The following is a 17766-nucleotide window of genomic DNA, read 5'->3' on the forward strand; positions in this document are numbered from 1 at the left end:
CAAAACCGTGCTGGAGCAGGAAACATTCGAGCTTGCCAAATTAAATAAATAAAACAGTTGACGGAAGCATAGCGATGCGTTAAAATAATCCCAACATTAAGAAATCGTTAGAAAAATCATTTCCATCTAATAAAACCGATAATCAAGAGGAGTACGCATCATACCTTGTTTCCAGAGAGTCGCCGCCAGTGAGAGTGCGATAGCGAAGGGGATGCCGAATGGACTTGAGAGGGTTGCCTTGAAAAGAGTAGGGGCAAACGGGGAACCTGATCCGTTAACAGACAGGCACATATGTTGGTATGTGAACGAGTGGGCGATTATTATCGTCAATTTGGGTGGTATCGCAGGAGAATGCAAGCTCTTGTCCCTTTAAAGGGGGACAAGGGCTTTTTTTGTACACAAAAAATGATGAGGTGAATGAAATGCTAGAGATAAAAGAGACGAAACAGACCGAAGAAATTCTCCCGCAAGACAGCATGAAAGCCGCTATCGATAAACTAGTGAAAAAAGAAGAGCTTTCCCCGCAGTTGACGAAGAACATCATGCACCAGATTATGAGCGGTCAAGCCAGTCCGGTCCAGATTGCATCTTACCTGACTGCTATGCGGATGAAAGGCGAGACGGCCGGAGAAATCAGTGCTTCCGCTGAAGTGATGCGTGATTTTTCAAATAAGGTGCAGACGAAAACAACGGCATTGGACATCGTCGGAACCGGCGGCGATCAAGCCTTCACTTTCAATATCTCAACCGTCTCTTCTTTTGTCATCGCAGCCGCAGGGATTCCGGTGGCGAAACACGGCAACCGCAGCTCCTCAAGCAAATGCGGCAGCGCAGATGTGCTGGAAGAATTAGGTGTGAACATCGAAGCCAGCGCACAGCGAAGCGAAGCGATGCTGGAAGAAATCGGAATGTGCTTCATGTACGCCCAAAAATACCATCCTTCAATGAAACACGCGGCACCCGTCAGGAAAGAAATGGGTGTCCGGACAATCTTCAACGTCCTGGGGCCATTGGCGAACCCAGCCAATGCGAATATGCAGTTGCTCGGCGTGTATGATGTCGCGCTGGTGGACACGATGGCTGAAGTGCTGAACCAATTGCAGATGGAAAGAGCTTTGGTGTTCGGTGGCAATGACGGTCTGGATGAAATAACTTTGACCACAACATCGGAAGTAGCGGAGCTCCGCGACGGCAAGGTCACCCACTTCACATTCGATCCGAAAGATTACGGCTTCGAGTACTGCACCAACGAAGATCTGGTTGGCGGGGAACCGGCTGAAAATGCCGCAATCGCCTTGGCTATCCTAAGTGGCGAAAAAGGACCGAAGCGCGATACAGTGCTGTTGAACGCCGGCATGGCCATTTATCTGGCCAACGACGATTATACGATCGCTGACGGCATCAAACGTGCAGCCGAACTGATCGACAGCGGAGCGGCACTGGGGAAATTAAAGCAATTCATCACTTCATCACAGGAGGCGACAAAATGATATTGGACGAGATCATAGCAGCGACAAAAATACGCGTGGAAAAAGCCAAACAGGCAATCCCATTGGAAGAAATGAAGCAAGCCGCCTTGGCGATGCCGATCAATCAGGATTTCCCATTCGAAAAGGCGCTGACCGGTGAAGGGATCCGTTTCATCTGCGAATGCAAGAAGGCGTCCCCTTCGAAAGGCGTGATTGTGGAGGATTTCCCATACCTCGAAATCGCCAAGGCCTACGAAGAAGCAGGCGCATCCGCGCTATCGGTATTGACGGAGCCCGATTTTTTCCAAGGCGAAAATCGCTTCCTGACGGAGATAAAACAGGCAGTATCGCTTCCGGTCATCCGGAAAGATTTCATCATCGATGCCTATCAGATCTATGAGGCGAAGTTCATCGGCGCGGATGCCGTACTGTTGATCGCGACCATCCTGAACGAAGAGGAGTTGGATGCCTTGCAACGCTTGGCCCGCGAACTGGGGCTTTCGGCCCTGGTGGAGGCCCACACCGAAGAAGAGCTCCTGAAAGCGTTGCGGACGAACCCAAAAATGATCGGCGTCAACAACAGGGACTTGAAGACCTTCAAAGTGGATATCCAACAGTCCATCAGGCTGCGCGCACTGGTGCCGGATGACATCCTTTTCGTGGCCGAGAGCGGCATCTCGGAAAGACAGCAAGTCATCGAATTGGAAGAGGGAAACGTCGATGCGATCCTGATCGGCGAAACGATGATGATTTCTCCAGACAAAAAAGGCATGCTGGACCGCCTGCGGGGAATCGGCTGATGGTTAAAGTAAAAATCTGCGGTCTGAAACGAGTCGAGGATGCTGAAATGCTGAACGAGCTACGCCCGGATTTTGCAGGCTTCATCTTCGCTCCCAGCAAGCGCCAGATATCGTTGGAACAGGCGCTGGAAATCAGGGCCGCCCTAGACGAAGCCATTCCGGCAGTCGGCGTCTTCGTCAACGAACCGATCGAAAACATCGTCGCAATCGTGGAGAGCCGGGCAATCCAGATCGTGCAGCTCCACGGCGATGAGGATAACGCTTATATAGAAGAGTTGGGCAAGTGGATCACACTTCCGATCATCAAAGCGGTTGCGGTCAAGGACGCCGCTGATGTCAAGAAGGCATATGCTGCCGATATTCTCCTCTATGACACATACCAAAGCGGTGTGGCAGGTGGAACCGGAAAGACATTCAACTGGGATTTGCTGAAAGAAGCGACGCAGCCATTCTTCCTGGCGGGCGGCCTGCACGCCGGCAATCTTGAGGGGGCCATCAAACAGATGCAGCCATACGCAGTGGACATCTCGAGCGGCGTCGAAACGGACGGCGTGAAGGATTTTGAAAAAATCAGAGCAGTAATGGAAATCATTGGGAGGTCAAAAAAATGACAAGTTATTTTGGAGCACATGGGGGACAGTTCATTCCCGAAACCTTGATGAACGCTTGTTTGGAACTATCGGAGGCTTTTTTCCGACTCAAAGAGGATCCGGACTTCAAAAAAGAATTGAACGATCTGTTGGACAACTACGCAGGCCGGCCATCCCGCCTCTATTACGCGGAAAAGATGACAAAGAACCTCGGCGGAGCAAAAGTCTACCTGAAACGCGAAGACCTGAACCACACGGGCTCGCATAAGATCAACAATGCGCTCGGCCAAGTATTGTTGGCCAAAAAGATGGGCAAGAAACGCATTATCGCTGAGACCGGCGCCGGCCAGCACGGCGTGGCGACGGCAACAGCAGCTGCGCTTTTGGACATGGAGTGCGTCGTCTACATGGGCGAAGAGGACACCCAGCGCCAAGCCTTGAACGTGTTCCGAATGGAATTGTTGGGCACGAAAGTGATTCCTGTGACAAGCGGCACTGCCACGCTTAAGGACGCGGTCAACGAAGCGATGAAGGATTGGGCTTCAACGTTCGAAGAGTCGCATTACTGCATCGGCTCGGTCATGGGGCCGCATCCATTCCCGACCATGGTCCGCGATTTCCAGAAAATCATCGGGGAAGAGACAAAAACTCAGATGGCCAAGGCGGAAGGCAAGCTGCCGGATGTCGTGATGGCTTGCGTTGGCGGTGGCTCGAATGCGATCGGGACTTTCTATGACTTCATCGGCGACGAAAGCGTGCGCTTGATCGGCTGCGAAGCTGCCGGCAGAGGCATCCACACCCAAGATACGGCTGCGACAATCGCGACCGGTACGCCGGGCATTTTCCACGGCATGAAATCCTATTTCTGCCAGGATGAATACGGCCAGATCGCTCCTGTTTATTCGATATCGGCTGGACTGGACTATCCGGGCATCGGGCCTGAGCATGCGGACCTCTATGACCGGGGCCGCGCTGAGTATGTTTCAGTGACGGATGACGAAGCTGTCGCCGCCTTTGAATACCTGGCGCGGATGGAAGGCATCATCCCGGCAATCGAAAGTTCACATGCAATCGCGCACGCTATGGTTTTGGCGCCGACGCTGGATCCCGAAAAAATCATCGTTATTTGTTTGTCGGGCCGTGGCGATAAGGACGTTGCAGCAATCGCAAGATACAAGGGAGTTGACATCCATGAATAAGATCACAGCAGCCTTTAAGCATAAAGCATTCATCCCTTTCATTACTGCAGGGGATCCAGACTTGGAAACCACGAAAACAATCATCAGGGAAAGCGTTGCGAACGGAGCGGACATCGTCGAAATCGGCATCCCGTTCTCCGATCCCGTTGCGGAAGGCCCGGCCATCCAAAAAGCCGATGAGCGGGCTTTGGCGAACGGTATCAATACCGACGATATTTTCCAAATGGTGACTGAATTGCGCACCGAAATCGATACGCCTTTCGTCTTCATGACCTACATCAATCCGGTGTTCGTCTACGGCATCGATAAATTCATGGCGCGCTGCAAAGAGACCGGCGTCGACGGCGTCATCATCCCGGACGTTCCGTTCGAGGAGAAGGGCTTCATCCAGGAAGCCTGCCGGGATCATGGCATCACCTACATTTTCATGGTGGCACCTTCCTCTGCGGAACGGATCGCCATGATCGCCAAAGAAGCTGAAGGCTTCCTGTATGTCGTTTCTTCCTTAGGAGTCACCGGCGTGCGCAGCGACATCACAACCGATATCGGCAGCATTTTGGCGGAAATCCGCAAAATCAGCGACATCCCTTGCGCCATCGGCTTCGGGATTTCCAACGCGCAACAAGCCAAAGCCATGAGTGAAGTCGGTGATGGCGTCATCATCGGTTCCGCAATCATCAACATCATGGAACAGTACGGGAAGGATTCGCCCAAACCGGTCGGAGCCTTCGTGGCGGAAATGGTGGGGGCCATCCGCAGCGGTAACTGAAGTCCTTAAACGTGAACCAGACCGCTTGTAGCAGTATAATGAAAGAAAAATACAGGCGGAAAGTAGTGATGGTGATGAGGAAAATCATTTTGATTCGTCATGGCGCAAGCGAGTGGAATTTATTGAACCTGTTTACGGGCTGGACGGATGTCGATTTGAGTGAACAGGGCGTTAGGGAAGCGAGAGAAGCCGGACGGAAACTCAAGGAAGCCGGGATTGAATTTGATATGGCGTTCACGTCCGTGTTGCAGCGGGCGATCAAAACGTGCCATATTGTTCTGGATGAAATGGATCAATTATGGATACCGGAAGTGAAGAGTTGGCGGCTCAATGAACGGCACTATGGCGATCTTCAAGGACTGAACAAACAGGAAACGGCCGAAAAATATGGAGAAGACCAAGTCCTGAAATGGCGACGCTCCTACAATACGTTGCCGCCGCTGATGGATCCGGATAATCCGCTGTCACCGGTCAGGGATCGACGGTACGCCAACCTGCAGAAGCGTGTCATTCCGATGGGGGAAAATTTGGAGACCACTTTGGACCGCGTCATTCCATTCTGGGAAGACCAGATCGCTCCGGCGTTATTGGACCGCAAGACGATTTTGGTGGCGGCCCACGGAAACTCGTTGCGGGCTTTGATCAAATATATCGAAGAAATACCCGATGATGAGATCATGGCCTTGGAAATTCCTACCGGGCAGCCGTTGGTCTATGAATTGAATGATGACCTGACGATTATCAGGAAATACTATCTTTAACAAAAAAGATGCGGCCAGGAATCGGAATCCCGGCCGCATCTTTTGTTGCATCATTTTTCTTCAGCCATCAATTGAAAGTTGAAACGGACGTCACTGCTGGTTCCATCTGGCAGGTAACATCTTTCCACGAAAGTCACCCGATCGGAATGGTCGATGAGGATCAGTGTCGTGGAGCGAGTGCCGTAGCGTTCCGTCCGGATGAAATTGGCGGAGACGGCGCGCAAAATCGGCAACGGCAGCGGCAAATCCGGCAGTTGATCATCCGACGGGGGAGTCCTGTCCGCCATGATGCGGAAGATGGCCTCTTCGTCCAACTCGGATGAAGAAGCCAGTTCGGCCATTGCCGCTTTGGTGAGGGTGACTTTTGGCCATGGTGTATCGAGCGTAGCGTTGCTGACGGCATGGCTGCCTGTTTGAATGATGCTGATTTCGTCCAAAATATTGTTGTAATGATGAAGACTGTCGCTTGAACCGATTAACAGGTTGAAGCCGTTGTAGTCGGTCCGCTGTTGCCTGATCTGCTCCAGGTAGCCCTCGGGTCCAATGTTGCCAGTCAAGTAATCCATCACCAAGTTGCCGCGGGACAATTTTTGATCGGATTCCTGAGTGGTTATCAAATAACTGTTGGTCACGGCGGCTATTCTGCCTTGTTTGGTGATCCCAAGCCAAGTGCCGCGAGCGCTCAAATCTTTCCCGGCCAACAGATCGGGATGATCCGGCCAGAAGTGCGCAGGCAAGGCAGGCCGGTCATATTGCTCGTCCCTATTGGCCACGAGCACCAATTTGTACACCGCATGTTGCCTGAGTTGTATCGAAATCAGACACATAGTTATTCCCCCAGTAAGATGATCTTGTTTTCACAAGTATAACACGCACCGAACGTTAGGCTGAAATGAAAAACCGCGTTGTTTAAGGTCTTTTGTCGGATGCTCGAACGCTTATGCCAAATTTCAAAACGCGCTGGATATGAGCTATAATAAGGATAAAGGAAATAGCATCACGCCAATCGGAATTGCAGCGAAAGGATCAACACTATTCGAAGGAGTTGTTTTAAGATGCTGAAAGATAGAAAAAAATATTGGGCAGTACTGTTGGCCAGTCTTTTTTTGGCAAGTTGCAACCAAACACAGGAAACAGCTGAAGACGAAAGTTCAACTCAAGCGACAGCGCAGAGCAGTTCGGCGGCAGATACCACGAGCAGCGACAAGGAAAACGTATCGGCAGAATCCACTGAAATCGGCGACCGTTTGGGTAAACTTTCAAAAAGCTACATAGAAATTATGGAAAGCGGCAATTACTATATGGCTTTTCGTTCCACTACAACATTTGAAGGTGAAATGATGGAATCTGAAACGATGATGACCGTTTCGGGCGACAGAACCGCGATGCAATCAAAATCCGCAGACACCGAAACTGCAATGGTGATGATGGACGATAATATCTATATGATCGACCACGTCAGTAAAACGGTTATTGTTATGCCCCAGACAACGGCTGAGGGTGATGAGACTCTACCGGAAATGCCGGAATCAAGCGAGCCGGTCGAGGTGGATGACATCGAGTACATCGGCAGTGGTGAGGAAGACGGCCTGGTGTACGAGGAATACCGCACTGAGGGCGGAACTCAGATATTCTATTATTTTGATGGCTCCGACCTGAAAAAAATCAAGACGATTGATGAGTCCTTTGAATCGATCATGGAAATTCTCGAATTGTCAGATAATGTTTCGGAGGATGCTTTTGAAATACCAGCGGATTATCAGCAAGTGACTTATTAGATGAGAAGATCAGATTATCATGTTAAGGAGGAGGGGACTATGCAGCTGCTATTGGAACAAATGAACGGATATGTGCTGGTTGCAGTGCTTGTCCTCTGTATTTTGGTGTTGTCAAAGGCGACGGATATTTTAGTTGATGAGGCCATTTCATTGTCTTTGGAGTGGGGGATGTCCGAACTGGTCATCGGCGCAACGATTGTTTCTTTGGGAACCTCCCTACCGGAATTAGCGGTGTCGATTTCTTCGTCCTTGAAGGGCAACGGTATTCTTTCTTTGGGTAATGTCATTGGTTCGACGATCGTGAATACCAGCTTCATTCTGGGGATCGGCGCGCTTTATGGTAGCATACCCGTCAACCGGAAGACGGCATATAAACATACTGTTTTGTCGGCGCTTTCGCTCTTGTTGCTTCTCTCTTCCTTGCCGATTTTTCATGCGGATGGACAAGGCAAGATACCACAGTGGCTGGGCATAGTTTTCCTTATGCTCACTCCGGTTTATTTCTACTGGACAGTGCGGGAAGGAAAGAAGTCGGATCAAGAGGCTATCATAGAAGAAGACAAGGAGAAAGACCTGTCGATTCTGGTCAAATTGATTAAATTGCTCATCAGTGCGGGGTTTGTGATTGCGAGTGCCTCTGTTTTGGTGAGTACGGTTGAAATCGGAGCTTTCCGGATTGGTATCCCTGAATCGGTCATCGCTTCCACGGTCGTTGCCTTCGGAACCGGACTGCCGGAAATAAGTACGACGATTGTTTCCGTAAAAAAAGGCTACGGCGCATTGGCGATGGGGAACATCATGGGGTCCAATCTGTTGAATACTTTGTTCGTTCTTGGTGTGGCATTAGGATTGACACCGGGAGGAATGGTCGTCAGTTCGGATTTCTATCAGATCCATTTTCCGGCTTTGGCTATTCTCCTGGCAGTTTTGGGGTACTTTTCCTACAACAATAAACGGGAAGTAATCAGCAGAAAAGAAGGGCGGATTTTGATTTTTTTCTATCTCGTGTATTTGATATGGAACTATTTTCTATAGAAAAAAGGTTCGCGATCCCCGCGGGGATCGCGAACCTTTTTGGTTATCGTTCTTCTGTACCGTTTTCGTTATCATTATCAGGAACATCCTGGACCACAGCAACGGTCGCGAAATCCTTAACGGGGGTAGAGCCGTTCACCAAGACAGGCTCTTCCTCTTCCAGCTCGAAAGGACCCGCCACTTCAGCAAAGTAACGATTGTACCGAATCTTGAACTTTTCGAGTACATGCTCTAGCAGTATTTTCAGCATCGCGAACAATGGCACGCCCAGAATCATACCGATTAAACCCAGAAGATTGCCCATAATCAACAAAACGATGATGATCGTCAACGGATGCATTTTCAAATTTCGACCCATGATGCTCGGTTCGATGATGTTGCCTTGGATGAACTGTGCCAATGCCCAGACGACGCCCATTTTTAGGAGCATGGCTGGTGAAGTGAAGGCTGCAACGAACAAGGCTGGTATAACGCCAATAGTGGCGCCGATGAAAGGGATGACCGCTGTCAAGGTAGCGATCAGGGCAAGGACGAAGGCATAATCCAACCTGATGATCAAGTACCCGACTATCAACAAAGCGCCCAGACTCAAGGCAACTAGCAACTGGCCTTGGACATAGGATCCGACCTGAAGCGACATCTGTCTGGATATTTTTTCGACATCATCACGAAAAACAGGCGGGACGTTCTTCATGACAAATGGTTTGAACTTCCCTTGGTCCTTCAGCATGAAAAAAAGGATGACCGGGAAAGTGACAGTCACGACCACTACGCTCGAAATTGTGGAAAAGATGTTCATAATTTTTTCGCTTGAATTACCGATCCAGGCCAGAATCATTTCAGGGATGCTGCCCACGGTGCTGTCCAACCAATTTTGCGCTTGTTCATAATAATCCTTGAAGGTGCTGTTTGCGAGCAGTCTGTCGAAATAGGCATTCATTTGTTCGATATAGGTAGGAAATTCATTGACCAGATTCGTCAGCTGATTCGATAAAATCGGAACCAAAAGCACAAATCCGTAGACCAACATAAAAATGAAGAGGACGAAGACGAGCGATGTCGCCATTCCCCGGTTGATTTTCCTTCTTTCGAGGAAGGTCACCAGCGGATTGAAGATATAATAGAAGACGATTGCTAAAATCACGGGTGCTACGACTGTTGAAAACATGATCTGCAGCGGTTTGAAGATGAAGGAGATGGTATCCATCGTGAAGATGAGTATGCCGATCAGAATCAGGGCGGACAGGATATAGATGATTGTCTTGCCGCCCAAAAAGGAGATGAGGCGCGTATCTTCGGGTATTGTTATTTTCGTTTCTTTCTTTTGCATATGCTGTCCTTTCTTATGCCGTAGCCGGATTTGGCCCGTATAGCGGCATAGCGGGTTTCTATTTTTAGTTTACCAGAGTTCCCTTTGAAATCCATACTGCAAAGGTCCTATTTCCGGGAAATTCTGTCATACGATTGCTCGTTTGAGTGGTCCCGGAATGAAATGTGTTAAAATGACAGAACAAAAAACAACACCAGAGGAGGACGGCAACAAATGAAATACAGCATCTATACACGCACAGGCGATAAAGGCAACACACGTATCGGAGGTGGCAAAGCTCTTCCGAAAAACGCCGAGAGGATCGAAGCTTTCGGCGCGCTGGACGGTCTGAACTCATGGTTCGGGCTAGTCGGTACGAAAAATGATTGCGGCGAGGACATCCAGGAGGACATGGCGCTCATCCAGCAGTTCCTGTTCGATTGTTCCTCAGATCTGTCGATCCCTAAAGGGCACCGGGAGTACAAGATCGCACAGGATCACATCGACTGGTTGGAGAAGAAAATCGATGGCTACAGCGAAGAGCCGGAGGAGACTCAGTACTTCATCATACCGGGCGGAACGGAACTGGCCAGCTGGTTCCACATTTTGCGGACGACGACCCGCGACGCGGAACGCCGGATCGTCACCTTCATGGAGCAAGAGCCGGAAGAAGTGAATCCGTTCGTCCTGAAGTTCATCAACCGGCTTTCTGATTATCTGTTTGTCGTGGCCCGGGTCGCCAATGCCCGCAAAGGCGTTCCTGACGTGCCATACGAGCGCAGTGAAAAAGTATTCCGTATTTCCGGTGAAGCGGGCAATTCCAAGAAGAAAACGGAATAAAGGAGGCCGCCAAGAATCGGCTTTCTCTCCGGTGAAGGGCACTTTTGCCGGAGAAGAAAATCCCAAAAACGCATAAGGAACCCGGCAGACCGCTGCCGGGTTCCTTATGCGTTTCATTCGTTTTAACAGTAAAAAATCAGCGTAATACCGCCGGCAAAGCTTCGATGAGATCCGAAGCCATCAAGCTGTATTCGGATTTTTCCTGGGCTGCGATATCCCCTGCCAAACCGTGGATGTAGACGCCCAATTTAGCCGCCTCGGAAGGGGCCAAACCTTGAGCCAACAAGCCGGCGATGATGCCGGTCAGGACATCGCCAGAACCGCCTGTCGCCATGCCGTTGTTGCCGCTCGCGTTGATGTAATGCTCATCCTGATGGGCAACCACAGTCCGGGCATCCTTCATGACAAAGGTCAAATCTGAATCAGCCGTGCAGAACGCCGCAGACCCCAGGAGGTCCGCTTTTATTTCCACCAAGTCCTTAGCCAAAAGACGCGCCAGTTCTTTCAAATGCGGGGTAAGGATGCTCCCCGCCGGAACGGCCTGCGCCACTGCGCTGATACGGGCACGGGAATCGTTCCCCGGTAAAGCTGCTTCGTTGAAACGATCGGAAAGGATATTCAAAGCATCCGCATCGATGATCAAAGGGATCTGGCTGTTTTCGAGAACCAAATCGACCACAGTGCGGGCTGCATCGGACCTCCCGATTCCAGGTCCGACAACAATCGCATCGGCGCAGGACACTGCGTCGATGATTTTCAGGCGTTCGCTCTCCTGATCCAATCCATCCGGCTGGTAAGTCGTCAGGATGGCTTCAGGCAGCTGCATCTGAAGGATGGCGCGGTTCTCATCCGGTGTGATGATCTGGACAAGACCTGCGCCGGAACGGTAGGCGGCTTTTGCCGACAAGAAGGCAGCCCCGCTCATGTTTGCGGATCCGGCGATGATCACGACCCGGCCGTAAGTGCCTTTGTTCGAATAGGCCGCGCGTCTCGGAAGCGAAAAAAGATCGCTCTCTTCATAGAACAGCACATTCGAAGAAATGACATCCATGGTGCTTGGCGGGAAACCGATGTCGCTGACGATCAATTTTCCGGTGTGCAAAGAACCTGGGTAAAGCAGCTGGCCGATTTTTTCGATCCCGAAAGTGATGGTCACATCCGCCCGGACAGCGGTCCCGAGCACTTGTCCATTGTCGGCTGAGATGCCGGATGGGATGTCGACGGCAAAGACATATCCTTGGAACGCGTTCATGAGTTGGATCGTCTCCGCGTATTTTCCTTCTGCCGGCCTGTCCAACCCGATGCCGAAAATCGCATCGACCAAGACGGTGTAGCCTTTGAAATTGATTTCGCTGATGTCATCCCAGATGACCATTTCCAGGTTTTCGATGATATCGAGTTGTTTTCTGGACTCGGGCGATAATTTGTCACGTTCACCGATCAGGAATACATCCACCTGGAAGCCGTGGTTCAACAAAATGCGGGCTGCCGCCATTCCGTCGCCGCCGTTGTTGCCTGAACCGCAGATCACGAGGATGATATCCTCTCCTGATATGCGTTCTTCCATGGCTGCGACGACCTCATTCGCTGCATTTTCCATCAGCACCATGGCTGGGATGCCGATTTCATCGATCGTAAAGGCGTCGATTTTCTTCATCTGTTGGCTGTTGACAAGTTTTTTCATTAAATATTCCTCCTGAACGTTGATGGATGTCATTCCATTTTCACATTTGCTATTATACCATTCTTAGTGCTGGAAAGAATACGGGGAGCCTGATATAGCTATATATAGGCGGAATCTAATGATTGTCTTAACAAGCCACAGCACTTTTGCACAGTAAATTTCTAAAAACTTAGGGAAAACAGTCATTCACTTTTTATAAGTAATGTGATAATCTTATCAAGGAACTCGAATAAGGGAGGAATGTAGGATGATCGAGCTGATTGCAACAGCCGAGTCAGTAGCGCAAGCCAAGGAATTGGTGGATTGCGGTGTAGATATACTATATATAGGAGAGGATGAGTACGGACTGCGTTTGCCGTATTCCTTCACCAGAGAGGAACAGCGCGAGATCATTGCCTATGCGCATGAGAAAGGCGCGCAGGTCAGTGCCGCGGTGAACGCGATCTTCCATAACGATCGGATCAACCAGGTGGCCGAATATCTGGCTTTCTTGCGTGAAGCGGAAGTCGACAGCATCACGTTGGGCGACCCGGGCGTCGTGCAGGTCATGCGGGAACAGGATTTGTTCATCCCTTACCGTTATGACGCACAAGTCATGGTGACTTCAAGCGGACAGATCAATTTCTGGGCGAAAAGGGGAGCGGTCGGTTCCGTGCTGGCCCGCGAAGTGCCTTTCGAGGAAATGAAGAAACTCATTCCGGGCGCTTTGGTTCCGGTCGAAGTATTGGTGTACGGTGCTACTTGCATCCACCAATCAAAACGTAATTTGCTTGAAAACTACTTCAATTTCATCGAGAAAGAGGAAGCGGTGAACAAAGAGCGCGGGTTGTTCATTTCCGAGCCGAAAAAAGTGGATTCCCATTATTCCATCTATCAGGACCGCAACGGAACGCACATCTTCGCCAACAATGATCTTGATTTGATGCCTCATCTGGGCGAACTGACGGCTATCGGTGTCTCGCAATGGATGCTGGACGGGTTGTTCACACCGGGAGAAAATTTTGTCGCAATCGCGAAGCTGTTCGTTGAGGCGCGCGAAGCCTTGGCGGAAGGGAACTGGACGGAAGCATTGGCGGAACGTTTGGATGCCGAATTGCATGCTTTGCATCCCGCCAACCGTGAGCTGGATAGCGGATTCTATTCCAAGGATCCTAACGAAGTTGTCTGATACTTTGATACTGAAAGAAAGAGAGTGTACACACACATGCGAACAATAACAAAGAAGCCCGAGGTCTTGGCCCCGGGCGGAACATTAGAAAAATTGAAGACAGCCATCCACTACGGAGCTGATGCCGTCTATATCGGTGGAGAAGCTTATGGATTGCGCAGCCGCGCAGGCAATTTCGACTATGAGGAAATGGCTGAAGCAGTCGCTTTTGCACATAGCCACGGTTCGAAGATCTATGTCGCCGCGAACATGGTCACCCATGAAGGCAACGAGGAAGGTGCAGGCGAATTCTTCCGCACAATCCGCGATATCGGCATCGATGCGGTGCTGATTTCGGATCCCGCACTGATGGAAATTGCGGTGACCGATGCACCCGGCTTGCCGATCCATTTGTCGACACAGGCTTCCGCGACCAATTACCAGACGCTCAATTTTTGGGCGAGCGAAGGCTTGGAACGCGTTGTTTTGGCCCGTGAAGTATCGATGGCAGAAATCCAGGAAATGAATGAGAAGACCGATGTCGAAATCGAAGCCTTCGTCCACGGGGCGATGTGCATCTCCTATTCGGGCCGTTGTGTCCTCTCCAACCACATGTCGAACCGTGATGCCAATCGCGGAGGCTGCGCGCAGTCTTGCCGTTGGAAATATGGCTTGTTCGATATGCCGTTGTTGGGACAACAGAACCCTGTAGGTGCCGGCGAAGAAGGCATCGAAGAGAAATTCTCCATGAGTGCCGTCGATCTGTCGATGCTGGAACACCTGCCCGACCTGATCGAGAGCGGCGTAGACAGCCTGAAGATAGAAGGGCGCATGAAATCGATCCACTACGTGTCTACGGTAGTCAATGTTTACCGCAAAGCTGTGGATGCTTATTGCGCCGATCCAGATCATTACGAATTGAAGCAGGAATGGGTGGATGAATTGTGGAAAGTCGCCCAACGCGAATTGGCGACCGGCTTCTTCTACAAAGATCCTACCGAGGATGAACAGCTCTTCGGCCAACGCCGCAAAATTCCGCGCTACGGGTTCGTCGGCCAAGTGATGGCATATGATCCGGAAACGCAGATGGCCACAATTCAGCAACGGAACAATTTCGGTGTCGGGGACGAAATCGAATTTTACGGTCCCGGCCTGCGCCACAATAAGCTGACTGTGGAAGCCATCTGGAACGAACACGATGAAGCGATCGACCGTGCACCCAATGCCATGATGATCGTGAAGATGAAAGTTCCTTTCGCGGTTGAACGTTTCGATATGATCCGCAAAAAGAAATAGAAAAAGTGTAAGCTTAAGATTTGCTTTTTTCGGGCTTACCGTTTATATTGATTAAGAACTGAATAAAAGTTTTTCCGTAAGGGAGTAACTAGCAGCTTTGCTGTGGCAATGCCAACAATAAGTAGATCCGAGAGGGTCTTCTGGTGTTGCCTTAAATAGTGAGACTTATGCCTAACGTTTCTTGAGAGAGACGTTAGTGCATAAGTCTCTTTTTTATTAGTTATTTGCGGAAAACAAGGAGGGAAGCGCGGCGAAAACTTGAAGCAGGAAACAGATAAGGGAGCAACGGCTGGTTAAAAATAGATATCCAATAACAGGGGGATTTCAGATGGAAAACGAAAGAACAACCACGAAAACGATAGCGGCAAAAAAGAATGCGGGCTACCCGCACAATAACAAACCTGGAGGGGATTCCTTGGCGGCATACCAGAAAAGCTTGGAGAATATTTTTGCGGAAACGGGCAGCACTAAAGAAGGTCTCGATGAACAGTCCGTCAAAACGAAGCAAGCGGAGCACGGGTTCAACGAATTGGAAACGAAGGAACGAGATTCGGTCCTGAAGTTGTTTGTTGAGACGTTCAAGGATGCAATGGTTCTGGTGTTGCTGGCTGTTGCTACCATTCAGATGGTGATGGGGCATGCAGCAGAATCATTGATTATCTTTGCAGTTCTGATGATCAATGCGATTGTCAGCGTCATCCAGACAAGGAAAGCAGAAGGCTCGCTGGATGCATTGAAAAGTTTGTCCGCTCCGATGGCAAAAGTTAAAAGGGCGGGTATGAGGCTGACCGTTCCTGCTAGGGAATTGGTCATCGGAGATATCGTCAGCCTGGATGCTGGTGATTATGTCCCGGCAGACGGTCGACTGTTTGAAGCGAGTGCGCTCAAGGTGGATGAAGGGATGCTGACCGGGGAGTCCATCCCCGCCGATAAAGAAGTGATGGATATCAACGGAGCAGTTCCGGTGGGCGATCGCTCGAATATGGTCCATAGCGGAACGCTGGCTGTGTACGGCCGGGGAGAATTCATCGTCACCGCCATCGCCAACGACACCGAAATCGGTAAGGTGGCGAACTTATTGGATAATGCGTTGGCAAAGCAAACGCCGCTGCAAAAGAATCTGGAGCATTTCAGTAAAAAATTGGGTGTGGGCATCCTGATGCTTTCCGGACTTATTTTCGGAATCCAGTTCATCCGTATGATGGCGGAGGGAACGACGGATATCGGGTCCGGCGTACTGAGCGCCTTCATGTTCGCTGTCGCCGTCGCGGTTGCAGCGATTCCGGAAGCCCTGCAGTCGATCGTGACGATTGTCCTTTCGATCGGGACGAAAAAGATGGCCAAGAAACATGCGATCATCCGCAAATTGTCTGCAGTAGAAACGTTGGGATCGACCAGCATCATAGCCACCGATAAGACAGGAACTTTGACCCAGAATAAGATGACAATCGTCGACCATTATTTGGTGAACGGCCAATCCGGTAGTTTCAATGCTCATCCGCAGACCTGGTCATCCGATGAGCAGCGCTTGATGCAGGTCGCCGTCTTGGCTAATGATGCCAGCATCAATATGGACGGACACGAGGTGGGGGACCCCACGGAAGTAGCCATGATCGCCTTCAGCAATAAAATGAATCAGCCATACGATGAGCTAAGGAAAGCTTATCCGCGTGTGGCGGACTTGCCTTTCGATTCGGAACGCAAACTGATGTCGACGGTCCACACAATCAACGGGGAACATCTGTTGCTGACGAAAGGCGGCCCGGATGTGGTTTTCGGGCGCAGTACCAAAGTTTTGATTGATGGAGAAGTGGTGCCGTTGACGAATGAAATCCTTGAAAACATCAAGGAAAAGAATGAACATTTTTCGGATCGTGCCCTCCGCGTATTGGCTTTCGCCTATCGGCCGATGGAGGCAGCAGAGGCGCTCGATTTCGATGCGGAGCATGATCTGATTCTGGTCGGGCTTATGGCGATGATTGATCCACCGCGCGAAGAGGTTCATGGCGCTGTTGCGGAAGCCAAGAAAGCAGGCATCAAAACGGTGATGATCACCGGCGACCATAAAACGACAGCGCGCGCGATTGCCCGCGATATCGGCATTTCGGGAGAGGACGACCTTGCTTTAACCGGACAGGAGCTGGACAACCTAAGTGATCGGGAATTGGATGCTGTTTTGGAACGTGTATCCGTCTATGCTCGGGTATCTCCTGAGAACAAAATCCGGATTGTCCGCGCATGGCAGAATAAAGGTCATGTCACTGCGATGACGGGTGACGGGGTGAACGATGCTCCGGCTTTGAAGCAAGCAGACATCGGCATCGCCATGGGCAGCGGAACGGATGTCGCCAAAGAGGCGGCAGCGATGGTGCTGACCGACGATAATTTCGTTTCCATCGTCAGCGCGGTCGGAGTAGGCCGCAACGTCTATGACAACATCAAGAAAGCCATCGCCTATCTCTTCTCGGGCAACTTGGGGGCCATCATCGCCATCATCGCAGCGCTGCTGATGGACTGGGTAAATCCATTCACAGCCCTGCAACTGCTGTTCATCAACTTGGTCAATGATTCGATTCCCGCGATTGCATTGGGTATGGAGAAGGGCGAGCCTGATGTGATGAGTCGCAAACCAAGGGATCCAAACGAGGGCATTTTCTCCGGAGATACGCTCGTTTCTGTCATCTACCGAGGGATACTGATCGGGGGAGCCGTCATCCTTTCGCAATTCATCGGTATGGTTTATTCTGCCGAAATTAGTGTGGCGATGGCCTTCTCAACTTTGATCATCGCGCGTACTTTACAGACGTTTCCAGCGCGTTCTAATTCCCAGACCGCTATCGGAGCGGGTTTCTTTTCGAATAAATATGTCCTTTATGCTGTAGCTTTCTGCAGCACATTGTATGCGGCGACTTTGTTGCCAGCGGTGCGCGGCATCTTCTCGATACCGGCCGACTTCGGCTTGGTGCATTTCGGGATAGCAGCAGGACTGGCCTTGACCGCCGTCGCGTTGATGGAAGCGACGAAACTGATCATCAAACGAGTCAGAAACTGATGAATTCCTGAAATTAAAAAAAACGGCCGGGGAAATT

15 protein-coding genes and 1 other annotated feature are annotated in these 17766 nt (G+C 50.5%); of the genes, 12 read left to right on the forward strand and 3 right to left on the reverse strand.

The window, feature by feature from the left end; genetic code table 11:
- Positions 1-129 precede the first annotated feature (129 nt).
- Positions 130-372, forward strand: a binding site (T-box leader).
- A 50-nt stretch (positions 373-422) separates the two neighbouring features.
- The 6 genes from trpD to gpmA all read left to right on the forward strand — a co-directional run bounded on the left by trpD (position 423) and on the right by gpmA (position 5588).
- On the forward strand, positions 423-1490 hold the full coding sequence (gene trpD / locus BMZ71_RS06400; protein ID WP_245734397.1) for an anthranilate phosphoribosyltransferase: 1068 nt from the start codon (positions 423-425) through the stop codon (positions 1488-1490).
- Positions 1487-2269, forward strand: coding sequence for an indole-3-glycerol phosphate synthase TrpC (gene trpC / locus BMZ71_RS06405; protein ID WP_086988812.1), 783 nt, complete (start codon positions 1487-1489; stop codon positions 2267-2269). Before trpD ends, trpC begins: the two co-directional genes overlap by 4 nt.
- Positions 2269-2880: a phosphoribosylanthranilate isomerase gene (locus BMZ71_RS06410; protein WP_068559183.1), complete on the forward strand. Its 612-nt coding sequence runs from the start codon at positions 2269-2271 to the stop codon at positions 2878-2880. Before trpC ends, BMZ71_RS06410 begins: the two co-directional genes overlap by 1 nt.
- Positions 2877-4058: a tryptophan synthase subunit beta gene (gene trpB / locus BMZ71_RS06415; RefSeq protein ID WP_068559181.1), complete on the forward strand. Its 1182-nt coding sequence runs from the start codon at positions 2877-2879 to the stop codon at positions 4056-4058. Before BMZ71_RS06410 ends, trpB begins: the two co-directional genes overlap by 4 nt.
- Complete coding sequence (gene trpA, locus BMZ71_RS06420) at positions 4051-4827, forward strand: tryptophan synthase subunit alpha (protein WP_086988813.1); 777 nt, start codon at positions 4051-4053, stop codon at positions 4825-4827. The genes trpB and trpA overlap by 8 nt, the downstream gene beginning before the upstream one ends.
- 74 nt (positions 4828-4901) lie before the next feature.
- Positions 4902-5588: a 2,3-diphosphoglycerate-dependent phosphoglycerate mutase gene (gene gpmA, locus BMZ71_RS06425; protein ID WP_086988858.1), complete on the forward strand. Its 687-nt coding sequence runs from the start codon at positions 4902-4904 to the stop codon at positions 5586-5588.
- 50 nt (positions 5589-5638) lie between these two features.
- On the opposite strand, the gene BMZ71_RS06430 is transcribed toward gpmA, so the two are convergent.
- A complete protein-coding gene (locus BMZ71_RS06430; RefSeq protein WP_086988814.1) occupies positions 5639-6415 on the reverse strand; it encodes an NRDE family protein in 777 nt (258 codons plus the stop codon).
- 228 nt (positions 6416-6643) lie between these two features.
- Here BMZ71_RS06430 and BMZ71_RS06435 point away from each other — a divergent pair, with 228 nt between their 5' ends.
- Both BMZ71_RS06435 and BMZ71_RS06440 read left to right on the forward strand, forming a co-directional pair.
- Positions 6644-7366: a hypothetical protein gene (locus tag BMZ71_RS06435; protein WP_086988815.1), complete on the forward strand. Its 723-nt coding sequence runs from the start codon at positions 6644-6646 to the stop codon at positions 7364-7366.
- Between the two features lie 39 nt (positions 7367-7405).
- On the forward strand, positions 7406-8401 hold the full coding sequence (locus BMZ71_RS06440; RefSeq protein WP_177187522.1) for a sodium:calcium antiporter: 996 nt from the start codon (positions 7406-7408) through the stop codon (positions 8399-8401).
- A 43-nt stretch (positions 8402-8444) separates the two neighbouring features.
- Here the strand turns inward: BMZ71_RS06440 and BMZ71_RS06445 are convergent, their stop codons facing one another.
- On the reverse strand, positions 8445-9731 hold the full coding sequence (locus BMZ71_RS06445) for an AI-2E family transporter (protein ID WP_086988817.1): 1287 nt from the start codon (positions 9729-9731) through the stop codon (positions 8445-8447).
- 213 nt (positions 9732-9944) lie between these two features.
- Between BMZ71_RS06445 and BMZ71_RS06450 the strand changes: the two genes are divergently transcribed.
- Positions 9945-10550, forward strand: a complete 606-nt coding sequence (locus tag BMZ71_RS06450) for a cob(I)yrinic acid a,c-diamide adenosyltransferase (RefSeq protein ID WP_068559172.1) — start codon at positions 9945-9947, stop codon at positions 10548-10550.
- Between the two features lie 136 nt (positions 10551-10686).
- Here the strand turns inward: BMZ71_RS06450 and BMZ71_RS06455 are convergent, their stop codons facing one another.
- Complete coding sequence (locus BMZ71_RS06455; protein WP_177187523.1) at positions 10687-12234, reverse strand: NAD(P)H-hydrate dehydratase; 1548 nt, start codon at positions 12232-12234, stop codon at positions 10687-10689.
- A gap of 247 nt (positions 12235-12481) precedes the next feature.
- Between BMZ71_RS06455 and BMZ71_RS06460 the strand changes: the two genes are divergently transcribed.
- The 3 genes from BMZ71_RS06460 (at position 12482) to BMZ71_RS06470 (ending at position 17729) form a co-directional block, all read left to right on the forward strand.
- Complete coding sequence (locus tag BMZ71_RS06460; protein WP_086988819.1) at positions 12482-13402, forward strand: peptidase U32 family protein; 921 nt, start codon at positions 12482-12484, stop codon at positions 13400-13402.
- A gap of 36 nt (positions 13403-13438) precedes the next feature.
- Positions 13439-14677, forward strand: a complete 1239-nt coding sequence (locus BMZ71_RS06465) for a peptidase U32 family protein (RefSeq protein ID WP_068559164.1) — start codon at positions 13439-13441, stop codon at positions 14675-14677.
- Positions 14678-15005: 328 nt separating this feature from the next.
- Positions 15006-17729, forward strand: a complete 2724-nt coding sequence (locus tag BMZ71_RS06470) for a cation-translocating P-type ATPase (RefSeq protein WP_086988820.1) — start codon at positions 15006-15008, stop codon at positions 17727-17729.
- Positions 17730-17766 lie beyond the last annotated feature (37 nt).

Origin of the sequence: Trichococcus flocculiformis (assembly GCF_900113645.1) — a bacterium.
GTDB lineage: Bacteria > Bacillota > Bacilli > Lactobacillales > Aerococcaceae > Trichococcus > Trichococcus flocculiformis.

Coding starts and splice junctions, on each gene's coding strand:
- trpD (WP_245734397.1), top strand. CDS start 423: ATGCTAGAGATAAAAGAGACGAAACAGACCGAAGAAATTCTCCCGCAA.
- BMZ71_RS06450 (WP_068559172.1), top strand. CDS start 9,945: ATGAAATACAGCATCTATACACGCACAGGCGATAAAGGCAACACACGT.
- BMZ71_RS06470 (WP_086988820.1), top strand. CDS start 15,006: ATGGAAAACGAAAGAACAACCACGAAAACGATAGCGGCAAAAAAGAAT.
- BMZ71_RS06410 (WP_068559183.1), top strand. CDS start 2,269: ATGGTTAAAGTAAAAATCTGCGGTCTGAAACGAGTCGAGGATGCTGAA.
- BMZ71_RS06455 (WP_177187523.1), bottom strand. CDS start 12,234: ATGAAAAAACTTGTCAACAGCCAACAGATGAAGAAAATCGACGCCTTT.
- trpC (WP_086988812.1), top strand. CDS start 1,487: ATGATATTGGACGAGATCATAGCAGCGACAAAAATACGCGTGGAAAAA.
- trpB (WP_068559181.1), top strand. CDS start 2,877: ATGACAAGTTATTTTGGAGCACATGGGGGACAGTTCATTCCCGAAACC.
- gpmA (WP_086988858.1), top strand. CDS start 4,902: ATGAGGAAAATCATTTTGATTCGTCATGGCGCAAGCGAGTGGAATTTA.
- BMZ71_RS06465 (WP_068559164.1), top strand. CDS start 13,439: ATGCGAACAATAACAAAGAAGCCCGAGGTCTTGGCCCCGGGCGGAACA.
- BMZ71_RS06445 (WP_086988817.1), bottom strand. CDS start 9,731: ATGCAAAAGAAAGAAACGAAAATAACAATACCCGAAGATACGCGCCTC.
- BMZ71_RS06435 (WP_086988815.1), top strand. CDS start 6,644: ATGCTGAAAGATAGAAAAAAATATTGGGCAGTACTGTTGGCCAGTCTT.
- trpA (WP_086988813.1), top strand. CDS start 4,051: ATGAATAAGATCACAGCAGCCTTTAAGCATAAAGCATTCATCCCTTTC.
- BMZ71_RS06440 (WP_177187522.1), top strand. CDS start 7,406: ATGCAGCTGCTATTGGAACAAATGAACGGATATGTGCTGGTTGCAGTG.
- BMZ71_RS06460 (WP_086988819.1), top strand. CDS start 12,482: ATGATCGAGCTGATTGCAACAGCCGAGTCAGTAGCGCAAGCCAAGGAA.
- BMZ71_RS06430 (WP_086988814.1), bottom strand. CDS start 6,415: ATGTGTCTGATTTCGATACAACTCAGGCAACATGCGGTGTACAAATTG.